General features: G+C 71.4%; 11 protein-coding genes. 3 read left to right on the forward strand and 8 right to left on the reverse strand.

What is annotated here, in order from left to right:
• The first annotated feature begins 83 nt into the window (after window positions 1–83).
• Window positions 84–944, forward strand: a complete 861-nt coding sequence (locus tag ACZ9QC_RS11300; RefSeq protein ID WP_472920043.1) for an SAM-dependent methyltransferase — start codon at window positions 84–86, stop codon at window positions 942–944.
• 311 nt (window positions 945–1,255) lie between these two features.
• Here ACZ9QC_RS11300 and ffh read toward each other — a convergent pair whose 3' ends face one another.
• The 5 genes from ffh to nsdA all read right to left on the reverse strand — a co-directional run bounded on the left by ffh (window position 1,256) and on the right by nsdA (window position 8,948).
• On the reverse strand, window positions 1,256–2,806 hold the full coding sequence (gene ffh, locus ACZ9QC_RS11305; RefSeq protein ID WP_215449196.1) for a signal recognition particle protein: 1,551 nt from the start codon (window positions 2,804–2,806) through the stop codon (window positions 1,256–1,258).
• Between the two features lie 150 nt (window positions 2,807–2,956).
• Complete coding sequence (locus tag ACZ9QC_RS11310) at window positions 2,957–5,407, reverse strand: [protein-PII] uridylyltransferase (protein WP_472920044.1); 2,451 nt, start codon at window positions 5,405–5,407, stop codon at window positions 2,957–2,959.
• 26 nt (window positions 5,408–5,433) lie between these two features.
• Window positions 5,434–5,772 (reverse strand): P-II family nitrogen regulator, encoded by a 339-nt coding sequence (locus ACZ9QC_RS11315; protein ID WP_043680493.1) that lies wholly within the window; start codon window positions 5,770–5,772, stop codon window positions 5,434–5,436.
• Window positions 5,769–7,061, reverse strand: a complete 1,293-nt coding sequence (locus tag ACZ9QC_RS11320; protein WP_472920045.1) for an ammonium transporter — start codon at window positions 7,059–7,061, stop codon at window positions 5,769–5,771. Before ACZ9QC_RS11320 ends, ACZ9QC_RS11315 begins: the two co-directional genes overlap by 4 nt.
• A 411-nt stretch (window positions 7,062–7,472) precedes the next feature.
• Window positions 7,473–8,948, reverse strand: coding sequence for a transcriptional repressor NsdA (nsdA, locus tag ACZ9QC_RS11325; protein WP_472920046.1), 1,476 nt, complete (start codon window positions 8,946–8,948; stop codon window positions 7,473–7,475).
• Window positions 8,949–9,374: 426 nt separating this feature from the next.
• Here nsdA and ACZ9QC_RS11330 point away from each other — a divergent pair, with 426 nt between their 5' ends.
• Window positions 9,375–10,031 carry a bifunctional DNA primase/polymerase gene (locus ACZ9QC_RS11330; RefSeq protein ID WP_472920047.1) on the forward strand — a complete coding sequence of 219 codons (657 nt, stop codon included), beginning with the start codon at window positions 9,375–9,377 and terminating at the stop codon, window positions 10,029–10,031.
• 114 nt (window positions 10,032–10,145) lie between these two features.
• Here the strand turns inward: ACZ9QC_RS11330 and ftsY are convergent, their stop codons facing one another.
• The gene (gene ftsY / locus ACZ9QC_RS11335; RefSeq protein WP_230220733.1) at window positions 10,146–11,342 is read right to left on the reverse strand and encodes a signal recognition particle-docking protein FtsY; all 1,197 of its coding nucleotides are present in this window, start codon (window positions 11,340–11,342) and stop codon (window positions 10,146–10,148) included.
• A 133-nt stretch (window positions 11,343–11,475) separates the two neighbouring features.
• Between ftsY and ACZ9QC_RS11340 the strand changes: the two genes are divergently transcribed.
• Complete coding sequence (locus ACZ9QC_RS11340; RefSeq protein ID WP_472920048.1) at window positions 11,476–12,447, forward strand: LLM class flavin-dependent oxidoreductase; 972 nt, start codon at window positions 11,476–11,478, stop codon at window positions 12,445–12,447.
• Window positions 12,448–12,534: 87 nt separating this feature from the next.
• On the opposite strand, the gene ACZ9QC_RS11345 is transcribed toward ACZ9QC_RS11340, so the two are convergent.
• Window positions 12,535–13,950, reverse strand: coding sequence for a sugar porter family MFS transporter (locus tag ACZ9QC_RS11345; protein WP_472920049.1), 1,416 nt, complete (start codon window positions 13,948–13,950; stop codon window positions 12,535–12,537).
• Window positions 13,951–14,042: 92 nt separating this feature from the next.
• Complete coding sequence (smc, locus tag ACZ9QC_RS11350; RefSeq protein WP_472920050.1) at window positions 14,043–17,675, reverse strand: chromosome segregation protein SMC; 3,633 nt, start codon at window positions 17,673–17,675, stop codon at window positions 14,043–14,045.
• Window positions 17,676–17,888: the final 213 nt, after the last annotated feature.

The following is a 17,888-nucleotide window of genomic DNA, read 5'->3' on the forward strand; positions in this document are numbered from 1 at the left end:
ACGGGGGGAGTGCGAGCGCGCACTGCCACGGGGGCCAGGAAATCCGGCAACGGCAACTCACGGCGGATTGGGGCGCTTTCGATATGACACCTACGCTCGTGCGGCAGCAACTGCCTCGCGCGGGAAGGGCAACCCGCGTGGACCGGTGTGCACGCGCGCGTGACTGGGCGGAGATCCAGGAACGGATGCTGGTACCGCTGTACGAGGCCGTGTACCGGCGGCTCGACGTCGGTAGCGGTACGCGGCTGCTCGGCCTCGGCTGCGGGTCGGGGCTCGCGCTGCTGATGGCGGCGGGGCAGGGAGCCGCGGTCACCGGCGTCGACTCGGCGGCCCCGGAGAGAACGGCACTGGCACGGGAGCGGCTGCGGCCGGAGTCCTGGGGCAAGCGCGCGAGCGCCGGCACCCGGGTCGTCGAAGGTGTTCCCGAGGACGTGGCCCGCGCGCCCGGTGAACCGCTCTACAACCTGGTGACCGCCTTCGAGCCGATCGGCTGTCTGGCCGGGGACTCCGAGGGGCTCGGCGAACAGTTGGCCGCCGCGACCCCGCTCGCGGAGCACGGCACCCCCGTGGTCCTCGCCGGCTGGGGCCCACCGGAGCGCTGCGCCACGTCCGCGGTGCTCCGCGTGGCCACGAAGCTCGCCGATCCCCTGCGCAGCGCCGGCAGTTGGCGTCCGGCGCTGCGGGACGACCTGGAGGAGGTCGCCCAGCGGGCCGGCCTCAAGCCGGACGGCTCCGGACGGGTGGCCTGCCCCTTCGGGTACGCCAACGTGGACAACGCCGTGCGGGGGCTGCTGTCGACCGGGCTGTTCGACGCGGCGATCGGGGCCACTGACCAGGACCAGGTGGACAAGGAACTGACCGAGGCGCTGCATCCGCACCGCCGTCGGGACGGGACGGTCTGGATGCCGAACGTCTTCCGCTACCTGATCGCACGGACGCCCTGAAAGGGTCGACGCCCCGGAAAAGATCGACGTCCTGAGAAGGTCTTCGAGACTTCTTCCGATGCGAGTGTGAATGGTGTGAAGAAAGCGGGCCGGTGGCGCTTTCGCTTGGTCAAGTGCCGCACGGCCCCCATAGCCTGGCGCATCGTCCAGGGGAACTACACATCCGCGTACGGGAGTTGTCACCGAGGAGCACGACGAGCGACACCACACCCAGCCGTCCACGCACGGCATCCGGCGCCGCGCGCCCGGCCACACCCCCCGGCCGGTCACGCGGCGTCCGCCGTTCGCCCTCGCGGAACGCGGGGTCGGGGTCAGCCCATGAACTTCTTGAACTCGTCCGGCAGCTCGAAGTCCTGACCGGCCTGCTGGCCCGGCAGTCCGAAGGCGCCGCCCTGGGCCGCGGCGGCCCGGCGCGCGGCCTCCTCCTGCTCCTGCTGCTTGCGCTTCATCGGGTTGCCCGAACGCTGCTTGCCCTTGGCCTGCTTGGGCTGCTTCTTGGTCCGGCCGGGGCCGCCGCCCATGCCGGGCATCCCCGGCATCCCGGGCATGCCGCCGCCCTGGGCCATGCGGGACATCATCTTGCGGGCCTCGAAGAACCGCTCGACGAGGTTCTTCACCGCGCTGACCTCGACACCGGAGCCCTTGGCGATACGGGCGCGGCGCGAGCCGTTGATGATCGTCGGCTCCTGGCGCTCGGCCGGGGTCATCGACTTGATGATCGCGGCCGTGCGGTCGACGTCACGCTCGTCGATGTTGTTGATCTGGTCCTTGATCTGCCCCATGCCGGGCAGCATGCCGAGCAGCTTGCTGATGCTGCCCATCTTCCTGACCTGCTCCATTTGGGCCAGGAAGTCGTCGAGCGTGAAGTCCTGCCCCTTCTTGGACGCCAGCTTGGAGGCCATCTTGGCGGCCTCTTCCTGGCTGAAGGTCTTCTCCGCCTGCTCGATCAGGGTGAGCAGGTCACCCATGTCGAGGATGCGGGAGGCCATCCGGTCCGGATGGAACGCGTCGAACTCGTCGAGCTTCTCGCCGTTCGACGCGAACATGATCGGCTTGCCGGTGACCGAGGCGATCGACAGGGCGGCACCACCGCGGGCGTCACCGTCGAGCTTGGAGAGGACCACACCGTCGAAGCCGACGCCGTCCCGGAAGGCCTCCGCCGTGTTGACGGCGTCCTGACCGATCATCGCGTCGACGACGAAGAGGATCTCGTCCGGGGAGACCGCGTCCCGGATGTCGGCGGCCTGCTGCATCATCTCCTGGTCGATGCCCAGGCGGCCCGCGGTGTCGACGACCACGATGTCGTGGACCTTCGACTTCGCGAACTCGATGGAGTCCTTGGCCACCTTGACCGGGTCGCCCACGCCGTTGCCCGGCTCAGGGGCGTAGACCGCGACACCGGCGCGCTCGGCGACCACGCTGAGCTGGTTCACGGCGTTCGGGCGCTGGAGGTCGCAGGCGACGAGGAGCGGCGAGTGGCCCTGCTCCTTCAGCCAGCGGCCCAGCTTGCCCGCGAGGGTCGTCTTACCGGCACCCTGGAGACCCGCGAGCATGATCACGGTCGGCGGCTGCTTGGCGAAGCGCAGACGGCGGGTCTCGCCGCCGAGGATCCCGACCAGCTCCTCGTTGACGATCTTGAGGACCTGCTGGGCCGGGTTGAGCGCCTTGGAGACCTCGGCGCCGAGCGCGCGCTCCTTGACGTTCTTGATGAAACCCCGGACGACCGGCAGGGCGACGTCCGCTTCCAGGAGCGCGATGCGGATCTCGCGCGCCGTGGCGTCGATGTCGGCCTCGGAAAGGCGCCCCTTGCCGCGCAGGTTCTTGAAAGTCGCTGAGAGGCGATCGGAGAGCGTATCGAACACGGCGGTGTCGGTCCTCGGAGTCGGGGGCAGGGTGGGCTGCCCTCCAGGGTATCTGTCTGGGTGTGGTCGGGTCTCCACCCCTGTGGACAACGGTGACGGAGCCCGGCCGCGTCGGGTACGGAACCGGGCGGTCCCGTACCCCCGACGTGGTCAGCCGCGCAGGGTCTCCTCCAGCTTGCGCGCCACGGAAGTGGCCTCGTCGCTCGGCAGCGGAGCCCCCTTCGGTCCGGTGACGTAGAACGCGTCCACGGCGTTGGCGCCCAGCGTGCTGACGTGCGCGCTCCGCACCCGTACGTGCGCGTCCTCCAGGGCGCGTCCGATGCGGTGCAGGAGCCCCGGCGCGTCCTGGGCGCGGACCTCGATGACCGTGGCGTGCCGGGAGGCCGCCGGGGCCACCGTGACGCGCGGCGGGGGCGCGACCACGCCCCGCCGCCGGGGGTAGGCCGCGTCCCGCTCGGCGAGCCGCCCGGTGATGTCCAGGGAGCCGTCGAGCGCCCGGACGAGGTCGGCGCGCAGTCGTGCCGCCTGGGGCAGCGAGCCGTACTCGGCGGCGACCCGCCAGTTCAGCAGCAGGACCGAGCCCTCGACTCCGTCCGGGAGGTCGAAGCTGCGCAGCTCGGCCGTGCGCACGGTGAGCCGGTGCATGGCGAGCACGCCGGCGACCGCGGGCAGCACGCCCGCCTGGTCGGGCACGGCGATGAGCAGCTCGACCCCGAGCGGCTCGGGGTCCCCCTTGTCGTCCTTCTCCTCGGCCGGGGCCTCCGTCTGCGCGCGCAGCGACAGCACCGGCCCGCCGGTGCGGAACGCCTCTATGGCGAGCCGCTCCTGCTCGGCGCTGGTCTCGCCGGGCTCCGGCTCCTCCGGCTCGTCCCCGGCGAACAGCGCGTCGACCCGCTGGACGAGTTCGGAGACGAGGGAGGCCCGCCACGTCGACCATGCGGCGGGGCCGGTGGCCAGCGCGTCCGCCTCGGTCAACGCGTGCAGCAGTTCGAGCGTGCCCGGCGATCCGACGGCGTCGGCCACCGAGCGGACGGTGGCCGGGTCCTCCAGATCACGCCGGGTGGCGGTGTCGACGAGCAGCAGATGATGCCGTACGAGGGTGGAGAGCACCGCCACGTCGTCGCGGTCGAAGCCGATCCTGGCGGCCACGTCCTTGACGATGATCTCGCCGGCCACGGAGTGGTCGCCGGGCCAGCCCTTGCCGATGTCGTGCAGCAGCGCGGCGACGAGCAGCAGGTCGGGCCGGTGCACCCGGCGGGTCATCTCCGAGGCCTGGACCGCGGTCTCGATGAGGTGCCGGTCGACGGTCCAGATGTGCACGGCGTTGCGTTGCGGCCGACAGCGCACCCGCTCCCAGTCGGGCAGCAGATGGGTGATGAGCCCTTCGGCCTCCAGCGCCTCCCAGACGTCGACGGTCGGACGCCCGGAGCCCAGCAGGGTGACGAGCTGCTCGCGCGCCTCCGCGGGCCAGGGCGTCGCGAGCGGCCGGGCGGTGGCCGCCAGGCGGCGTACGGCGTGCAGGGACAGCGGCAGTCCGGCCTGGGCGGCCGCGGCGGCGGCGCGCAGGGGCAGCACCGGGTCCCGCTCGGGCCGGGCGGCGCGCGCGAGCACGACCTCGCCGTCCTGCTCGACCACGCCCTCGGCCAGCGGCGACCGCTCGGGAGCCGGCTTGCCGCCGCCGAGCATGGCGCGCAGCCGGGGCCGCACGGCGCGCGAACGCAGCACGCGCCCCACTTCACGCCAGGTCACATCGCTGGCGTACGAGATGACCCGCGCCGCCTCGTACACCTGGCGCAGCAGGGTGTCGGCGTCCAGCAGCCCCAGCTCGGCGGCGACCTGGTCCTGTTCCTGGAGTGCGAGCCGGTCGGTCGCGCGCCCGGTGGAGAGATGGAGCGCGTCCCGGACGTCGAGCAGGCGGCGCCGGGCGTCGGCGAGCCCCTCGCGCGGGGCGTCCGCGAGCCAGGAGGCGGCGACGGCGCGCAGGGCGGTGGCGTCACGCAACCCGCCGCGCGCCTCCTTGAGGTCGGGTTCCAGCAGGTATTGCAGCTCCCCCTGCCGTTCGGCCCGCTCGGCGCACAGTTCCTGGAGCTCCGGCAGACGTCTCGGGGCCTGGTTGCGCCAGTCGGCGAGGACGGAGGTCCGCAGTGCGGCGGTCAGTCCCAGATCACCGGCGATGTGGCGGGCGTCCAGCAGTCCGAGCTGCACCTTGAGGTCCTCGCCGGCCGTCTTGCGGGCCTCGGCGGGGGTGCGCACGGAGTGGTCGAGAGCCAGCCCCAGGTCCCAGACGGGGTACCAGATGCGGTCGGCCAGCGCGGCCACCGCCGCCCCGTCGGACCCGTCGTGCAGGAGCAGCAGGTCAAGGTCGCTGCGGGGCGAGAGCTCGCCGCGCCCGTATCCCCCGACGGCCACGAGGGAGACCCCGCGCGGCTCGGTGGCTCCCGCCCCGAAGAGGCCGGCCAGCCAGTCGTCGGTCAGCTCGGCCAGGGCCGAACGGCGCGGCGGCCCGGACCGCGCCCCCTCCTGGAGGAGGCGCAGCCGGGCCGCCGCGTAGCCGCTGGGTCCCGAGTCCTCTGCATCCGTACGTACGTCCGTACTCGTCACCCAGCGACTCCTGTTCTTCTCTTCGGTCAGAGCGCGTCCGGGCCGCGCTCGCCGGTCCGGACCCGTACGGCCGTCTCGACCGGGAGGGACCAGACCTTGCCGTCACCGATCTTGCCGGTGCGGGCGGCCTTGACGATGACGTCGATCAGCTGCTCGGAGTCGTCGTCCTCGGCCAGGACCTCGATCCGGATCTTGGGAACCAGGTCGACCGTGTACTCGGCGCCGCGGTACACCTCGGTGTGGCCCCGCTGCCGACCGTACCCACTGGCCTCGGTCACCGTAAGTCCGTGCACCCCGAAGGCCTGCAGGGCTTCCTTGATCTCGTCGAGCCGGTGCGGCTTGACGACCGCGGTGATCAGCTTCATGCCTCGACCTTCTTGCTCTCAGTGGTGGCAGCGACGCTGCTCGTGCTGGCGGAGATGTGCGAACCGGCGGCCGAGCTGAAGTCGTACGCGGTCTCGGCGTGCAGTGCCTGGTCGACGCCGGTCATCTCGTCCTCCTCGGACGCCCGGAAGCCGATCGTCTTCTGGATGGCGAAGGCGATGATCCAGGTCACCACGAAGGTGTAGCCCATGACGGAGAAGGCACCGGTGGCCTGCTTGCCGAACTGGTCGAGGCCGCCGATCCCGTCGGTGGCGAGGAAGCCGACCATCAGGGTGCCGATGACACCGCCGACCAGGTGGACACCCACGACGTCGAGGGAGTCGTCGTAGCCGAGCTTGTACTTGAGGCTGACGGCCCAGGAGCAGAGAACACCGGCGACGATACCGATCAGGATGGCGCCGAAGGCGTTGACGTGACCGCCGGACGGGGTGATCGCGACGAGGCCCGCGACGGCACCGGAGCAGGCACCCAGGGTGGTGAACGCGCCGTGACGGATGCGCTCGTAGATCAGCCAGCCGATGATGGCCGCTGCGGTCGCGATCTGCGTGTTGATGGCCATGCGGGCGGTCGTGCCGTCGACACCGAGCCAGGAGCCGGCGTTGAAGCCGAACCAGCCGAACCACAGCAGGGCGGTGCCGATCAGGACCAGCGGCAGGCTGTGCGGCCGCATCGGGTCCTTCTTGAAGCCGATCCGCTTGCCCACGACGAGGACCGCGGCGAGCGCGCCGATACCGGCGTTGATGTGGACCGCCGTACCGCCGGCGAAGTCGATGACGCCCATCTCGAAGAGCCAGCCGCCCGGCGCCCAGACCCAGTGCGCGACCGGGAAGTACACCAGGGTGACCCAGAGCGTGACGAAGATCATCCAGGCGCCGAACTTGACGCGATCGGCGAGCGCGCCGCTCATCAGGGCCGGCGTGATGACCGCGAACAGCATCTGGAAGAGGATGAAGGCGAACGCGGCGATCTGGTGCGGCTTGTCGTTCGCACCGACGACGAAGCTGTCGACCGTGCTGGCGACGTCGATGCCCTTGAGGCCGATCGCGTCCAGGTTGCCGATGAAGCCGCCCTGGTCACCGCTGAAGGCGAGCGAGTAGCCGTACAGCACCCACAGGATGCTGACGATGCCCAGCGAGATGAAGGACATCATCAGCATGTTCAGCACGCTCTTGGCACGCACCATGCCGCCGTAGAAGAGCGCCAGGCCCGGCGTCATCACCATGACGAGCGCCGCACTGATCAATACGAATCCGGTATCTGTGCCGTTCAATGCCGGTATCTCCTCGTGGTCGGAACGGCCCGTGCGGATGCGGAAGCTGTGGGGGAGCTATCGGGGAGGGCCGACTGTGCTGAGGAGACTGACGCAGCACCGTTTCACCGGGAGATTGGAAATGTTTCCTGGACGTGACGAAGGCACCCATCACGTTACGGACAGGTGAAACGTGAATCGCGGCGGATTCATCCCGTGTGGGGCCCAGGCTCTGTGGGCCTCTCGGCGGATAACGGTTTCGTATCCGATGGAACTTCCGGTGGTACTTCCACCGGACTTCCGTGGGACTTCCCGGAACGGACCGACCGCGGCAGACCATCCGATGACCTGGCATGGGGGAGCCGAGTCGGGCAGTAGGGATGGCAGGCCGCGGCCGGCGTGGAAGGGGCCCTGGCGTGGCGCCGGGCCGGGTCAGACCGCTTCGGCGGTCTCGGGGAGGTGGACGGCGAGCTGGTCCGTGAGGTCGACGACCTCGGCGAGACCGCCGAAATCACGTACGGCCGTGTCGACGGTCTTGCGGATGCGGGTGTTGACGCGCTCGGAGCGGACCTTGCGCGCGACGTCCATGGCCTCCTTGGCCATGGCGGCGCCCTGCTCGGGCTCACGCTGGAGCAGGTGCACGGTGGCCATGCCGATGAGGTTCAGCGCGTACGACCGCTGGTGTTCGGCGTCCGTGGCGAAGAGGTCGACGGCCCGGCGCATCACGGGCTCGGCGAGGGAGGCGTAGGTGGGGCTGCGGCCGGCGACATAGGCGAGGTCGCGGTAGGAGTGGCTGTTCTCGCCGTGCAGTTCGGCCTCGTTGAAGAAGCGGATCCAGTCGGGGTCCGGGTCGTCCCACTCCTCGGCGTCCGCGAAGACGTCCTCGGCCATCCGCACCGCCCGTTTGCACTTCCCGGGCTGGCCCATGTTGGCGTAGGCGCGGGCCTCCATCGCATACAGCATCGACTGGGTGCGCGGGCTCGCGCAGTCCCGGCTGCCGTACTGGGCGAGATGGATCAGTTCGAGCGCGTCGTCGGGCCGGCCGAGGTGGATCATCTGTCGGCTCATGCTGGACAGGACGTACGAACCGAGAGGCTTGTCGCCTGCCTCCTTCGCCGCATGCAGGGCGAGCACGAAGTACTTCTGGGCGGTGGGCTGGAGGCCGATGTCGTAGCTCATCCAGCCGGCCAGCTCGGCCAGTTCGGCGGCGACCTTGAACAGTCGCCGGGTGGTGGCCTCGGGCTGCGGCTCCTGGAGGAGGTCGGTCACCTCGTGCAGCTGGCCGACGACCGCCTTGCGGCGCAGACCGCCGCCGCACTGGGCGTCCCACTGCCGGAACATCACCGTCGTGGATTCGAGAAGGTCCAGCTCCGGCCGGGAGAGCCGGCCGGCGCGGCGGGCGGCGGGCGACGGCTCGGGCTCCGCGCGCGGGGCGGGCGGCGAGGGGACGAGCCAGCGCTGCATCGGCTCGATGAGGGCCGGGCCCGCGGAGAGGGCGAGCGAGCTCCCGAGGAAGCCGCGCCGCGCCAGCATCAGGTCGCTGCGCGAGAACTCGCTGATCAGCGCCACGGTCTGCGGGCCCGTCCAGGGCAGGTCGACGCCGGAGACGGACGGGGACTGGTGCGCCGCGCGCAGACCCAGGTCCTCCACGGCGACGACACAGCCGAACCGCTCGGAGAACAGCTCGGACAGGATGCGCGGGATCGGCTCGCGCGGGTTCTCCCCGTCGAGCCACCGGCGTACGCGCGAGGTGTCGGTGGAGATGTGGTTGGCGCCGAGCTGACGGGCCCGGCGGTTCACCTGCCGGGCGAGCTCGCCCTTGGACCATCCGCTGCGGACGAACCACGAACCGAGCAGTTCGTTCGGGCGCTTCTCAGCGTTCGTGCCGCTTCCGCCGTTGCCGCCCACTGGAACGCCCCCATCCCTGAACCCACTTGTGCGCTGTGTGCGCCAAGCCCTACCAGAATGCCGGTTACCACGCCGTACGTCCGACCCCCGTCACCCATCGAACGGAAAGACGACTTGCCTCCGGCATACCCACGAGCGTGTACGTCTCCAGACCCCGTGCACTCAAAGTAATCCTACGATCACGCGTCCGGCCACGGCGATTCCAGAAACGCCACCATTCGCCACCCCTTCGAATGAACTAACGGTGGCCCGTCCGCGATTCACTTGACACAGGACGGACGGGAGTGGGCGTAGCGATGCATTCAGGGGCGCGCGCTGGCGACCACGCCACCCGGGGTGCCGTAGTGCGCCGCCCATGCGGAAGCAGAGCGTCGCATTCCGACTCCGTCGCGTAACCACCAGCGCGCTGGACCCGTTGGAGGGGGCATGGGCTTCACGATCGGCGGCATCCGGGAGATGCGATCCGGCACGCGTCGACGCGGCCGTTCCTCGGAGTGCACGGCGGTGGCCGAGTTCACCGGCCTCTGGGGATGGGACGTCGTCCCCGGCGCGCGGACGGCTTCGGGCGCGTGCTCGTGCGGCAGGACGACCTGCTCCGCGCCCGGCGCACACCCCCTCGGCTTCGCGCCTCCCATCCACGCCGGAGCGACGCTCGACGAGGTGACCGAGGCCTGGGCCGAGTTCCCCGGCGCGTCGGTGATGCTGCCGGTGGGCCGCTCGTTCGACGTGATCGAGGTCGCCGAGTCGGCCGGGCGGCACGCACTGGTCCGCCTGGAGCGCATGGGCCTCCCGCTCGGCCCCGTGATCGCCACCCCCGAGGGCCGCGCCCAGTTCTTCGTCGCTCCCGGCGCCGCCGCCGAGCTGCCCTCCCTGCTCTACCGCATGGGCTGGGACGACCCCTCCGCCCTGGACCTGCGCGGTCTCGGCCCCGGCACCCATGTCACCGCCCCGCCGTCCGACCGCGGCGGCCTCGGCCCGGTCCGCTGGCTCCGCTCCCCCGCGCTCGACTCGGCGACCAGGCCACCGGCCGCGCGGCTGCTGCTGGGCACCCTGGCCTACGTGGCCCACCGCTCCCGGGCCTGACCCCGGTCGGCCACCCGCTGTCCGTACACAGCGAAGCGCCCGTCCCCAACTGCACCTTGGGGGCGGGCGCTTCTTCCCTGCCACCTACGGGTTCCCGCAGGTGGCCACCGCCTGTCACTCGCCGATAAGGGCATCCACGAACGCCTCCGGCTCGAACGGCGCGAGGTCGTCCGCTCCCTCTCCCAGGCCGACGAGCTTGACGGGCACGCCCAGCTCGCGCTGCACGGCGATGACGATGCCGCCCTTGGCGGTGCCGTCGAGCTTGGTGAGGACGATGCCGGTGATGTCGACGACCTCGGCGAAGACCCGCGCCTGGACGAGGCCGTTCTGGCCGGTGGTGGCGTCGAGGACGAGCAGGATCTCGTCCAGCGGCGCGTGCTTCTCGACGACGCGCTTGACCTTGCCGAGCTCGTCCATCAGGCCGGTCTTGGTGTGCAGCCGGCCGGCGGTGTCGATGAGGACGACGTCGGCGCCCTCCTCGATGCCCTCCTTGACGGCGTCGAAGGCGATGGACGCCGGGTCGCCGCCCTCGGGGCCGCGCACGGTACGGGCACCGACGCGCTCGCCCCAGGTCTGGAGCTGGTCGGCGGCGGCGGCGCGGAAGGTGTCGGCGGCGCCGAGGACGACGTTCTTGCCGTCGGCGACGAGGACACGCGCGAGCTTGCCGGTGGTGGTGGTCTTGCCGGTGCCGTTGACGCCGACGACCATCACGATGCCCGGGGTGTCGAGCGGCGAGTCGGTGTTGACCGCGCGGTCGAACTCGGGGACGAGGATCTTCAGCAGTTCCTCGCGCAGCAGCGTGCGCAGCTCCGCCGGGGTGCGGGTGCCGAGGACCTTCACGCGCTCACGCAGCCGCTCGACCAGTTCCTGGGTGGGCTGGACGCCGACGTCGGCGGTGAGGAGGGTGTCCTCGATCTCCTCCCAGGTGTCGTCGTCGAGGTGCTCGCGCGAGAGCAGCGTGAGCAGCCCCTTGCCGAGCGCGTTCTGTGAGCGGGAGAGCCGGGCGCGCAGCCGTACCAGACGGCCGGCGGTCGGCTCGGGGATCTCGATCTCGGGGGCGGGCGGTTCCTCGACGGCCACGGGCGCCGACGCCGAACCGTCCGGGAGATCCACCTCCTCGATCGTCCGGCGCGGTTCGTCGCGCGGCGTCTCGGCCTCGTCGCCGACATGCGGCTCGGCCGGAGGGGCGGTGATGTCGGGTGTCGTGGGGGGAGCCGGGGGCAGCGGCTTCTTCCTGCGGCTGCCTACGACGAGCCCGCCCAGCACGCCGAGCACGACCACGGCGATGACTACAGCAAGGATGAGTTCCATAACGGGACCAGTATGCGGGACCGCCCCCCGAGGCGTTCGATCGCCGTACGGGGGACTCCGGCCTTCCACACCCCTGGTTACCTGACGAACCGTCAGCTAACGTCCCCCTCCACAGCCGCCCGAAGGGGGTCCCATGCCCGTCACGGTCGTCCGTTTCAACCTGGTCGAGCCCGGCGCCACGCCCGCCTCGCTCCGGGCCCGCTACCGGGCCGCCGTCGAGATGGCCGCGTACGCCGACGAGCAGGGCGTCAGCACCGTGCAGACGGAGGAGCACCACGGGGTCGAGAACAACTGGCTGCCGTCGCCGTTCGTCTTCGCGGGGGCGGTGTTCGGGGCGACACGGCGGGTCGCGGTCACGGTCTCGGCGGCGATCGGGCCGCTGCACGATCCGCTGCGGCTGGCGGAGGACATCGCCGTGCTGGATCTGGTCAGCGGCGGGCGGCTGGTCACCGTCGCCGGGATCGGGTACAGGCCGGAGGAGTACGCGCAGTTCGACGTGGACTGGAAGGAGCGGGGCAAGCTCCAGGACGAGGTGCTGGAGACGCTGCTCCGGGCGTGGACGGGCGAGCCGTTCACCTATCGGGGGCGCACGGTCCGGGTCACCCCGCGCCCGGGCACCGAACCGCATCCGCTGCTGCTGGTCGGCGGTTCCTCGAAGGCGGCGGCCCGCCGGGCGGCACGCCTGGGGCTCCCCTTCTTCCCGAGCGCGCACCTGCCGGAGCTGGAGGCGTACTACAAGGAGCGGCTCGTCGAGTACGGCACCGCGGGCTGGACGATAATGCCGGCCGCCGAGACGCCCCTGCTGCACGTGGCGGAGGACCCAGACCGGGCGTGGGCCGAGTACGGCGGGCACTTCCTGCACGAGGCGCGGACCTACGCCTCCTGGCAGTCGGCCGGCATCCGGTCGGCCGTGCGGTCGGGCGCGGCGACGGTGGCGGAGCTGCGCGCGGAGGGCGTGTACCGAATCGTCACGCCGGACGAGTGCGTGGCGCTGGGCCTGGACAACTACGTCCTGCATCCGCTGGTCGGCGGGATGCCGGTCGAGGAGGGGTGGCGGGGACTGCGCCTGTTCGCCGAGCGGGTGCTGCCGCGCCTGGCCGACTGACCGTCGCGCGTCCCCGGAGAGCCGCCGTCCCGGCCCGCTCGGTGGTCGGGCCGGGACGGCGGAGGGGTACGAGGGGTGGGGCTGGGGCTAACCCATCTCCTCCAGCGCCTTGCCCTTGGTCTCCTTGACGAACTTCAGGACGAAGGGGATGGAGAGCGCGGCGAAGACCGTGTAGATCACGTACGTCACGGAGAGGTTCCAGTCGGCCAGGGACGGGAAGCTCGCGGTGATGGCCCAGTTGGCGATCCACTGGGCGGACGCGGCCACACCCAGCGCGGCGGCGCGGATCCTGTTCGGGAACATCTCGCCGAGCATGACCCAGACGACGACACCCCAGGAGAGGGCGAAGAAGAGGACGAACACGTGGGCGGCGATCAGGGCGACCCAGCCCTGGGTGGCGGGGAGCTTGCCGTCGACGAGGTCGTAGGAGAAGGCCCATGCCTCCAGGGCGAGGCCGAGGACCATGCCGACGGAGCCGATGAGGGCGAGCGGCTTGCGGCCGATCCGGTCGACGAAGATCATCGCGATCACGGTGCCGACGATGTTGATGATCGAGGTCGTGAAGGAGTAGAAGAACGACTCGCTGGGGTCGACGCCCACGGACTGCCACAGCGTCGCGGAGTAGTAGAAGGCGACGTTGATGCCGACGAACTGCTGGAAGACCGACAGGCCGATGCCGATCCAGACGATCGGCCTGAAGAGGAAGCTGCCGCCGAGCAGATCCTTGAAGGTCGACCTGTGCTCGCTGTTCATGGCCGACTCGATCTCGGCGACCCGGGCGTCGAGATCGACGTCCCCGCCCTCGACCTCGGCCAGCACCTCTCGGGCGCGCTCGTACTTGCCGACGGAGATCAGGAAGCGCGGCGACTCGGGGATCGCGAAGGAGAGCAGGCCGTAGAGCACGGCCGGGACGACCATGACGCCGAGCATGAGCTGCCAGGCCTCCAGGCCGAGCAGTTCACCGCGCTGGTCGCCGTCGGCGGCGTTCAGGATGCCCCAGTTGACCAGCTGGGAGACGGCGATGCCGACGACGATCGCGGCCTGCTGGAACGAGCCGAGCCGGCCCCGGTAGGCGGGCGGGGCGACCTCGGCGATGTAGGCGGGGCCGATGACGGACGCCATGCCGATCGCGAAGCCGCCGACGATCCGCCAGAAGGCGAGGTCGTACAGCGCGAAGGGGAGCGCGGAGCCGACGGCGCTGACCGTGAACAGGGCGGCCGCGATCTGCATGCACCGGATACGGCCGATGCGGTCGGCTATCCGGCCCGCCGTGGCCGCGCCCACGGCACAGCCGATCAGCGCGACGGCGATGACCTGCGCCAGGGCCGTGGAGCCGATGTCGTAGCGGTGGCGGATGGCTTCGACGGCGCCGTTGATCACGGCACTGTCGTAGCCGAAGAGGAAGCCGCCCATCGCGGCCGCCGCCGCGATGAAGATCACGTGCGAGAGATGGTCGGGCTGAGCGCCCCGAGCTCCTGCCCTGGGCTGCGCTGTGCTGGTCACGTCTGTACTCCTCGGCGGGCACGTCGCCGATGTCGGGGGAACGGGCCTGATGATCTGCTGGACCAGCCGCGCCTACCCCCGCTCGGACCCGCCTAACGCAGCCGCTGGCTGATCACCTTCGAGACGCCGTCGCCTTGCATGGACACGCCGTACAGCGCGTCGGCGACCTCCATGGTCCGCTTCTGGTGGGTGATCACGATCAGCTGCGAGGCCTCCTGCAGCTCCTGCATGATCCGGATCAGCCGCTGAAGGTTGGTGTCGTCGAGCGCCGCCTCGACCTCGTCCATCACGTAGAACGGGCTGGGCCGCGCCTTGAAGATCGACACCAGCATGGCGACGGCCGTCAGCGACCGCTCCCCGCCCGAGAGCAGCGACAGCCGCTTGACCTTCTTGCCCGGCGGCCGGGCCTCGACGTCGACACCGGTGGTGAGCATGTTGTCCGGGTCGGTGAGGATCAGCCGTCCCTCGCCGCCGGGGAAGAGCCGGCCGAACACGCCCTCGAACTCCCGTGCGGTGTCCCAGTACGCCTCGGTGAAGACCTGCTCGACCCGCTCGTCGACCTCCTTCACCACCTGCAGCAGATCGGCGCGAGTCTTCTTCAGGTCCTCCAGCTGCTCGCTGAGGAACTTGTGCCGCTCCTCCAGCGCCGCGAACTCCTCCAGCGCCAGCGGATTGACCTTGCCGAGCTGCTGGTAGGCCCGTTCGGCCGCCTTCAGCCGCTTCTCCTGCTCGGCGCGGTGGAACGTCTTCGGCTGGTTGCGGGGGTGCTCCGGGTCCTCCGGCAGCTCCTCCCCCTCCGCAGGCGGCGACGGCGGTACGAGCTGGTCGGGCCCGTACTCCGCGATCAGCCCCTCCGGTTCGACGCCCAGCTCCTCCAGCGCCTTGGTCTCCAGCTGCTCAATCCGCATCCGCTTCTCGGCGCCGAGCACCTCGCCCCGGTGGACGGAGTCGGTCAGCTTGTCCAGCTCCGCCTTGAGGTCCCTCCCCTCGTTGCGGGCCTGCGCGAGCTCCTGCTCACGGCGCGCCTTGGCCGCGTCGGCGGCGGTGCGTTCCCGCTCCGCGCGGGCGAGGGAGACCTCGACGTGGCGGAGCAGTTGCCGGGCACCGGAGGCGACGGCCTCGGCCACGGCGGCCTCGTGCCGCAGCCGCGCTCTGCGCTGTTCGGCGCGCGCCCGCGCCTCGCGCTCGGCGCGCGCGGCCCGGTCGAGGGAGTCCGCGCGCCCCGCGAGCCCCTTGACCCGCTCCTCGTGCGTCCGCACCTGGAGCCGGGCCTCCATCTCGGTCTGCCGCGCGTTGGCCCCGTCCGCCGCGAGCCGGTCCCGTACGAAGGTGTCCGGCTCCTCCTCCACGGGCATCTCCTCGGCCACCGCGAGCCGTTCGGCCAGCTCCTCGGCATCCTCCACGGCCTTGTCGAGCGACTCCTGGGCGCGTGCGGCGGCGGCCGTGGACCGTTCCGCCTCCCCGGCGGCGCCCCGTGCCTGACCGGCCAGCCGCCCGAGCTGCTGCGCGACCGCCGACCTCTCCCGCTCGCCCGCCCGGCGCCGCTCCCCCAGCTCCTCCACGATCCCGGCCCGCTCCCGGCGCAGCTCGACCGCGTGCTGCTGGGCCTCGGCCAGCTCCTCGCACCGTACGGCGAGCTCCTCCAGCTCGGCCGCCGCCTCGTCGACGGCGGCCTGCACCTCCAGCAGGCTCGGTGCCCCGGCCGAGCCGCCGTGCGCGAAGTGGGCCCCGAGCAGGTCGCCTTCGGCGGTCACGGCGGTGAGGTCGGGGCGGGCGTAGACCAGGTCCTCGGCGTCCTCGAGGGTGTCCACGACGACGATGCGGTGCAGGAGACGGCGTACGGCGGGTGTGAGGTCGGAGGGGGTCCGGATCAGGTCTGCGGCGAAGTGCGCGGGAGGGGATGCCGGGAGAGGTCGTCTTTCGTCCGCGGGCCCGTCGTGGCTGGTCGCGCAGTTCCCCGCGCCCCTTTGAGGCGCTGTCCCCGAGGACGGCGCCACGTCGTCCGGTGCTCCTGCCAGCAGCAGGGCCGCACGGCCAGCGTCCTGCTTGCGCAGCAGGCGGATCGCCTCCGCCGCGGCTGAGGGTGAGGTCACCGCGATCGCGTCGGCCGCCGCGCCGAAGGCCGCCGCGAGGGCGATCTCGTAGCCCGGGGTGACCGTCAGCAGTTCGGCGGCCGGGCCCAGTACTCCGCCCAGCCGGTCCTTCGCGGCGAGCAGCGCGCCCGTGCCGTCCTTGCGGCGCAGGCCGAGGGCGAGGGCCTCGTGGCGGGCCTGGGTGGCGGCCCGGCGGCGTTCGGCGGTGGTCGTGGCCTCGCGGGCGGCGGCGAGGGCGGTCTCGGCCTCGGCCAGGGCGCGCTTGGCGGCGTCGTGCTGTTCGGCCAGGTCAGAGTCGCCGGCGTCGAGGGTGTCGACCTCGGCCTTGAGCGCCTCGTACTCCTCCTGGGCGGCGGCGGCGCGTTCGCGCGCCTCGTCGCGGGCGGCGGCGAGGCGGTCGATCTCGGACTGCGCGGAGGCCGCGCGGGAGCGGGCGGCGTTGACCTGGCCGTTCAGCCGGGCGAGGCTCTCGCGGCGGTCGGCGATGGTCCGGGCGACGTCCTTCAGCCGGCGTTCCTCGACCACGAGTTGCCGCTCCAGGTCGGCGCGGTGCTCGACCGTGTCCTCCAGGGCGCGCTCGGCGGCCTCCAGGGCCGCTTCGAGTTCGGCCTCCTGTTCACGGATGCGGGCTGCCTCGCGCTCCATGTCCTCCGGGTCGCGGCCGCGCCGCTCCTCGGCGGGCGCGGAAGTGGCGCTCTTGACCCGGGCGTCGGCCAGGGAGATCGTGCCGCGCACCCGCTCGGCGAGCTGCGACAGCTCGTACCAGGTCTCCTGGGCGCGCTGGAGGCGCGGCGCCAGCCGGCGCACCTCACCCTCCAGATGGGCCTCCCGCTGGAGCGCCTTCTTCAGCTCGGTCTCGGCGGCCTCCTTGCGCTGCTTCAGCGCGGCCTCGTCGGCGACCTCCGTACGGAGCGCGGCGTGGAGGCGTACGAGATCGTCGGCGAGCAGGCGCAGGCGGGCGTCGCGCAGGTCGGCCTGGATGACGGCGGCCCGGCGCGCGACGGCGGCCTGGCGGCCCAGCGGCTTGAGCTGGCGGCGGAGTTCGTCGGTGAGGTCCTGGACGCGGGCCAGGTTGGCCTGCATGGCGTCCAGCTTCCGGAGCGCCTTCTCCTTGCGCTTGCGGTGCTTGAGGACGCCGGCGGCCTCCTCGATGAAGGCGCGGCGGCCCATGGGGTCGGCGTGCAGGACGGAGTCCAGCTGTCCCTGGCCGACGATGACGTGCATCTCACGACCGATGCCGGAGTCGGAGAGCAGGTCCTGGATGTCGAGGAGTCGGCAGGTGTCGCCGTTGATCTGGTACTCGCTGCCGCCGTTGCGGAACATGATCCGCGTGATCGTGACCTCGGAGTACTCGATGGGGAGGGCCCCGTCGGAGTTGTCGATGGTCAGCGACACCTCCGCGCGCCCGAGCGGGGGGCGCCCGGTGGTGCCGGCGAAGATGACGTCCTCCATCTTGCCGCCGCGCAGCGACTTGGCGCCCTGTTCCCCCATGACCCAGCTGAGCGCGTCCACGACGTTGGACTTGCCCGAACCGTTGGGCCCGACGACGCACGTGATGCCCGGTTCGAACCGGAGCGTGGTCGCCGAGGCGAACGATTTGAACCCACGGAGGGTCAGGGCCTTGAGGTGCACGGCGCTGGACTCTACCTTCCGGCCTTGTCTCACTCCATGAACGCGCGGTTTCGCCCATGAACGTGCAGGGCACACCAGACGTTAAAGAGGGTGAGGTGGGGAGCCGGGGGCCGAGCCGGGGCTCGGGGACAGAAAGAAGGGACGCCTTGGAGAAGGCGTCCCTTGCAGATCTGACAACTTAGCGGTTGATACGGGCAGCCCAACCACTGCTGT

The sequence above is a fragment of the Streptomyces sp. HUAS MS02 genome, assembly GCF_055702265.1.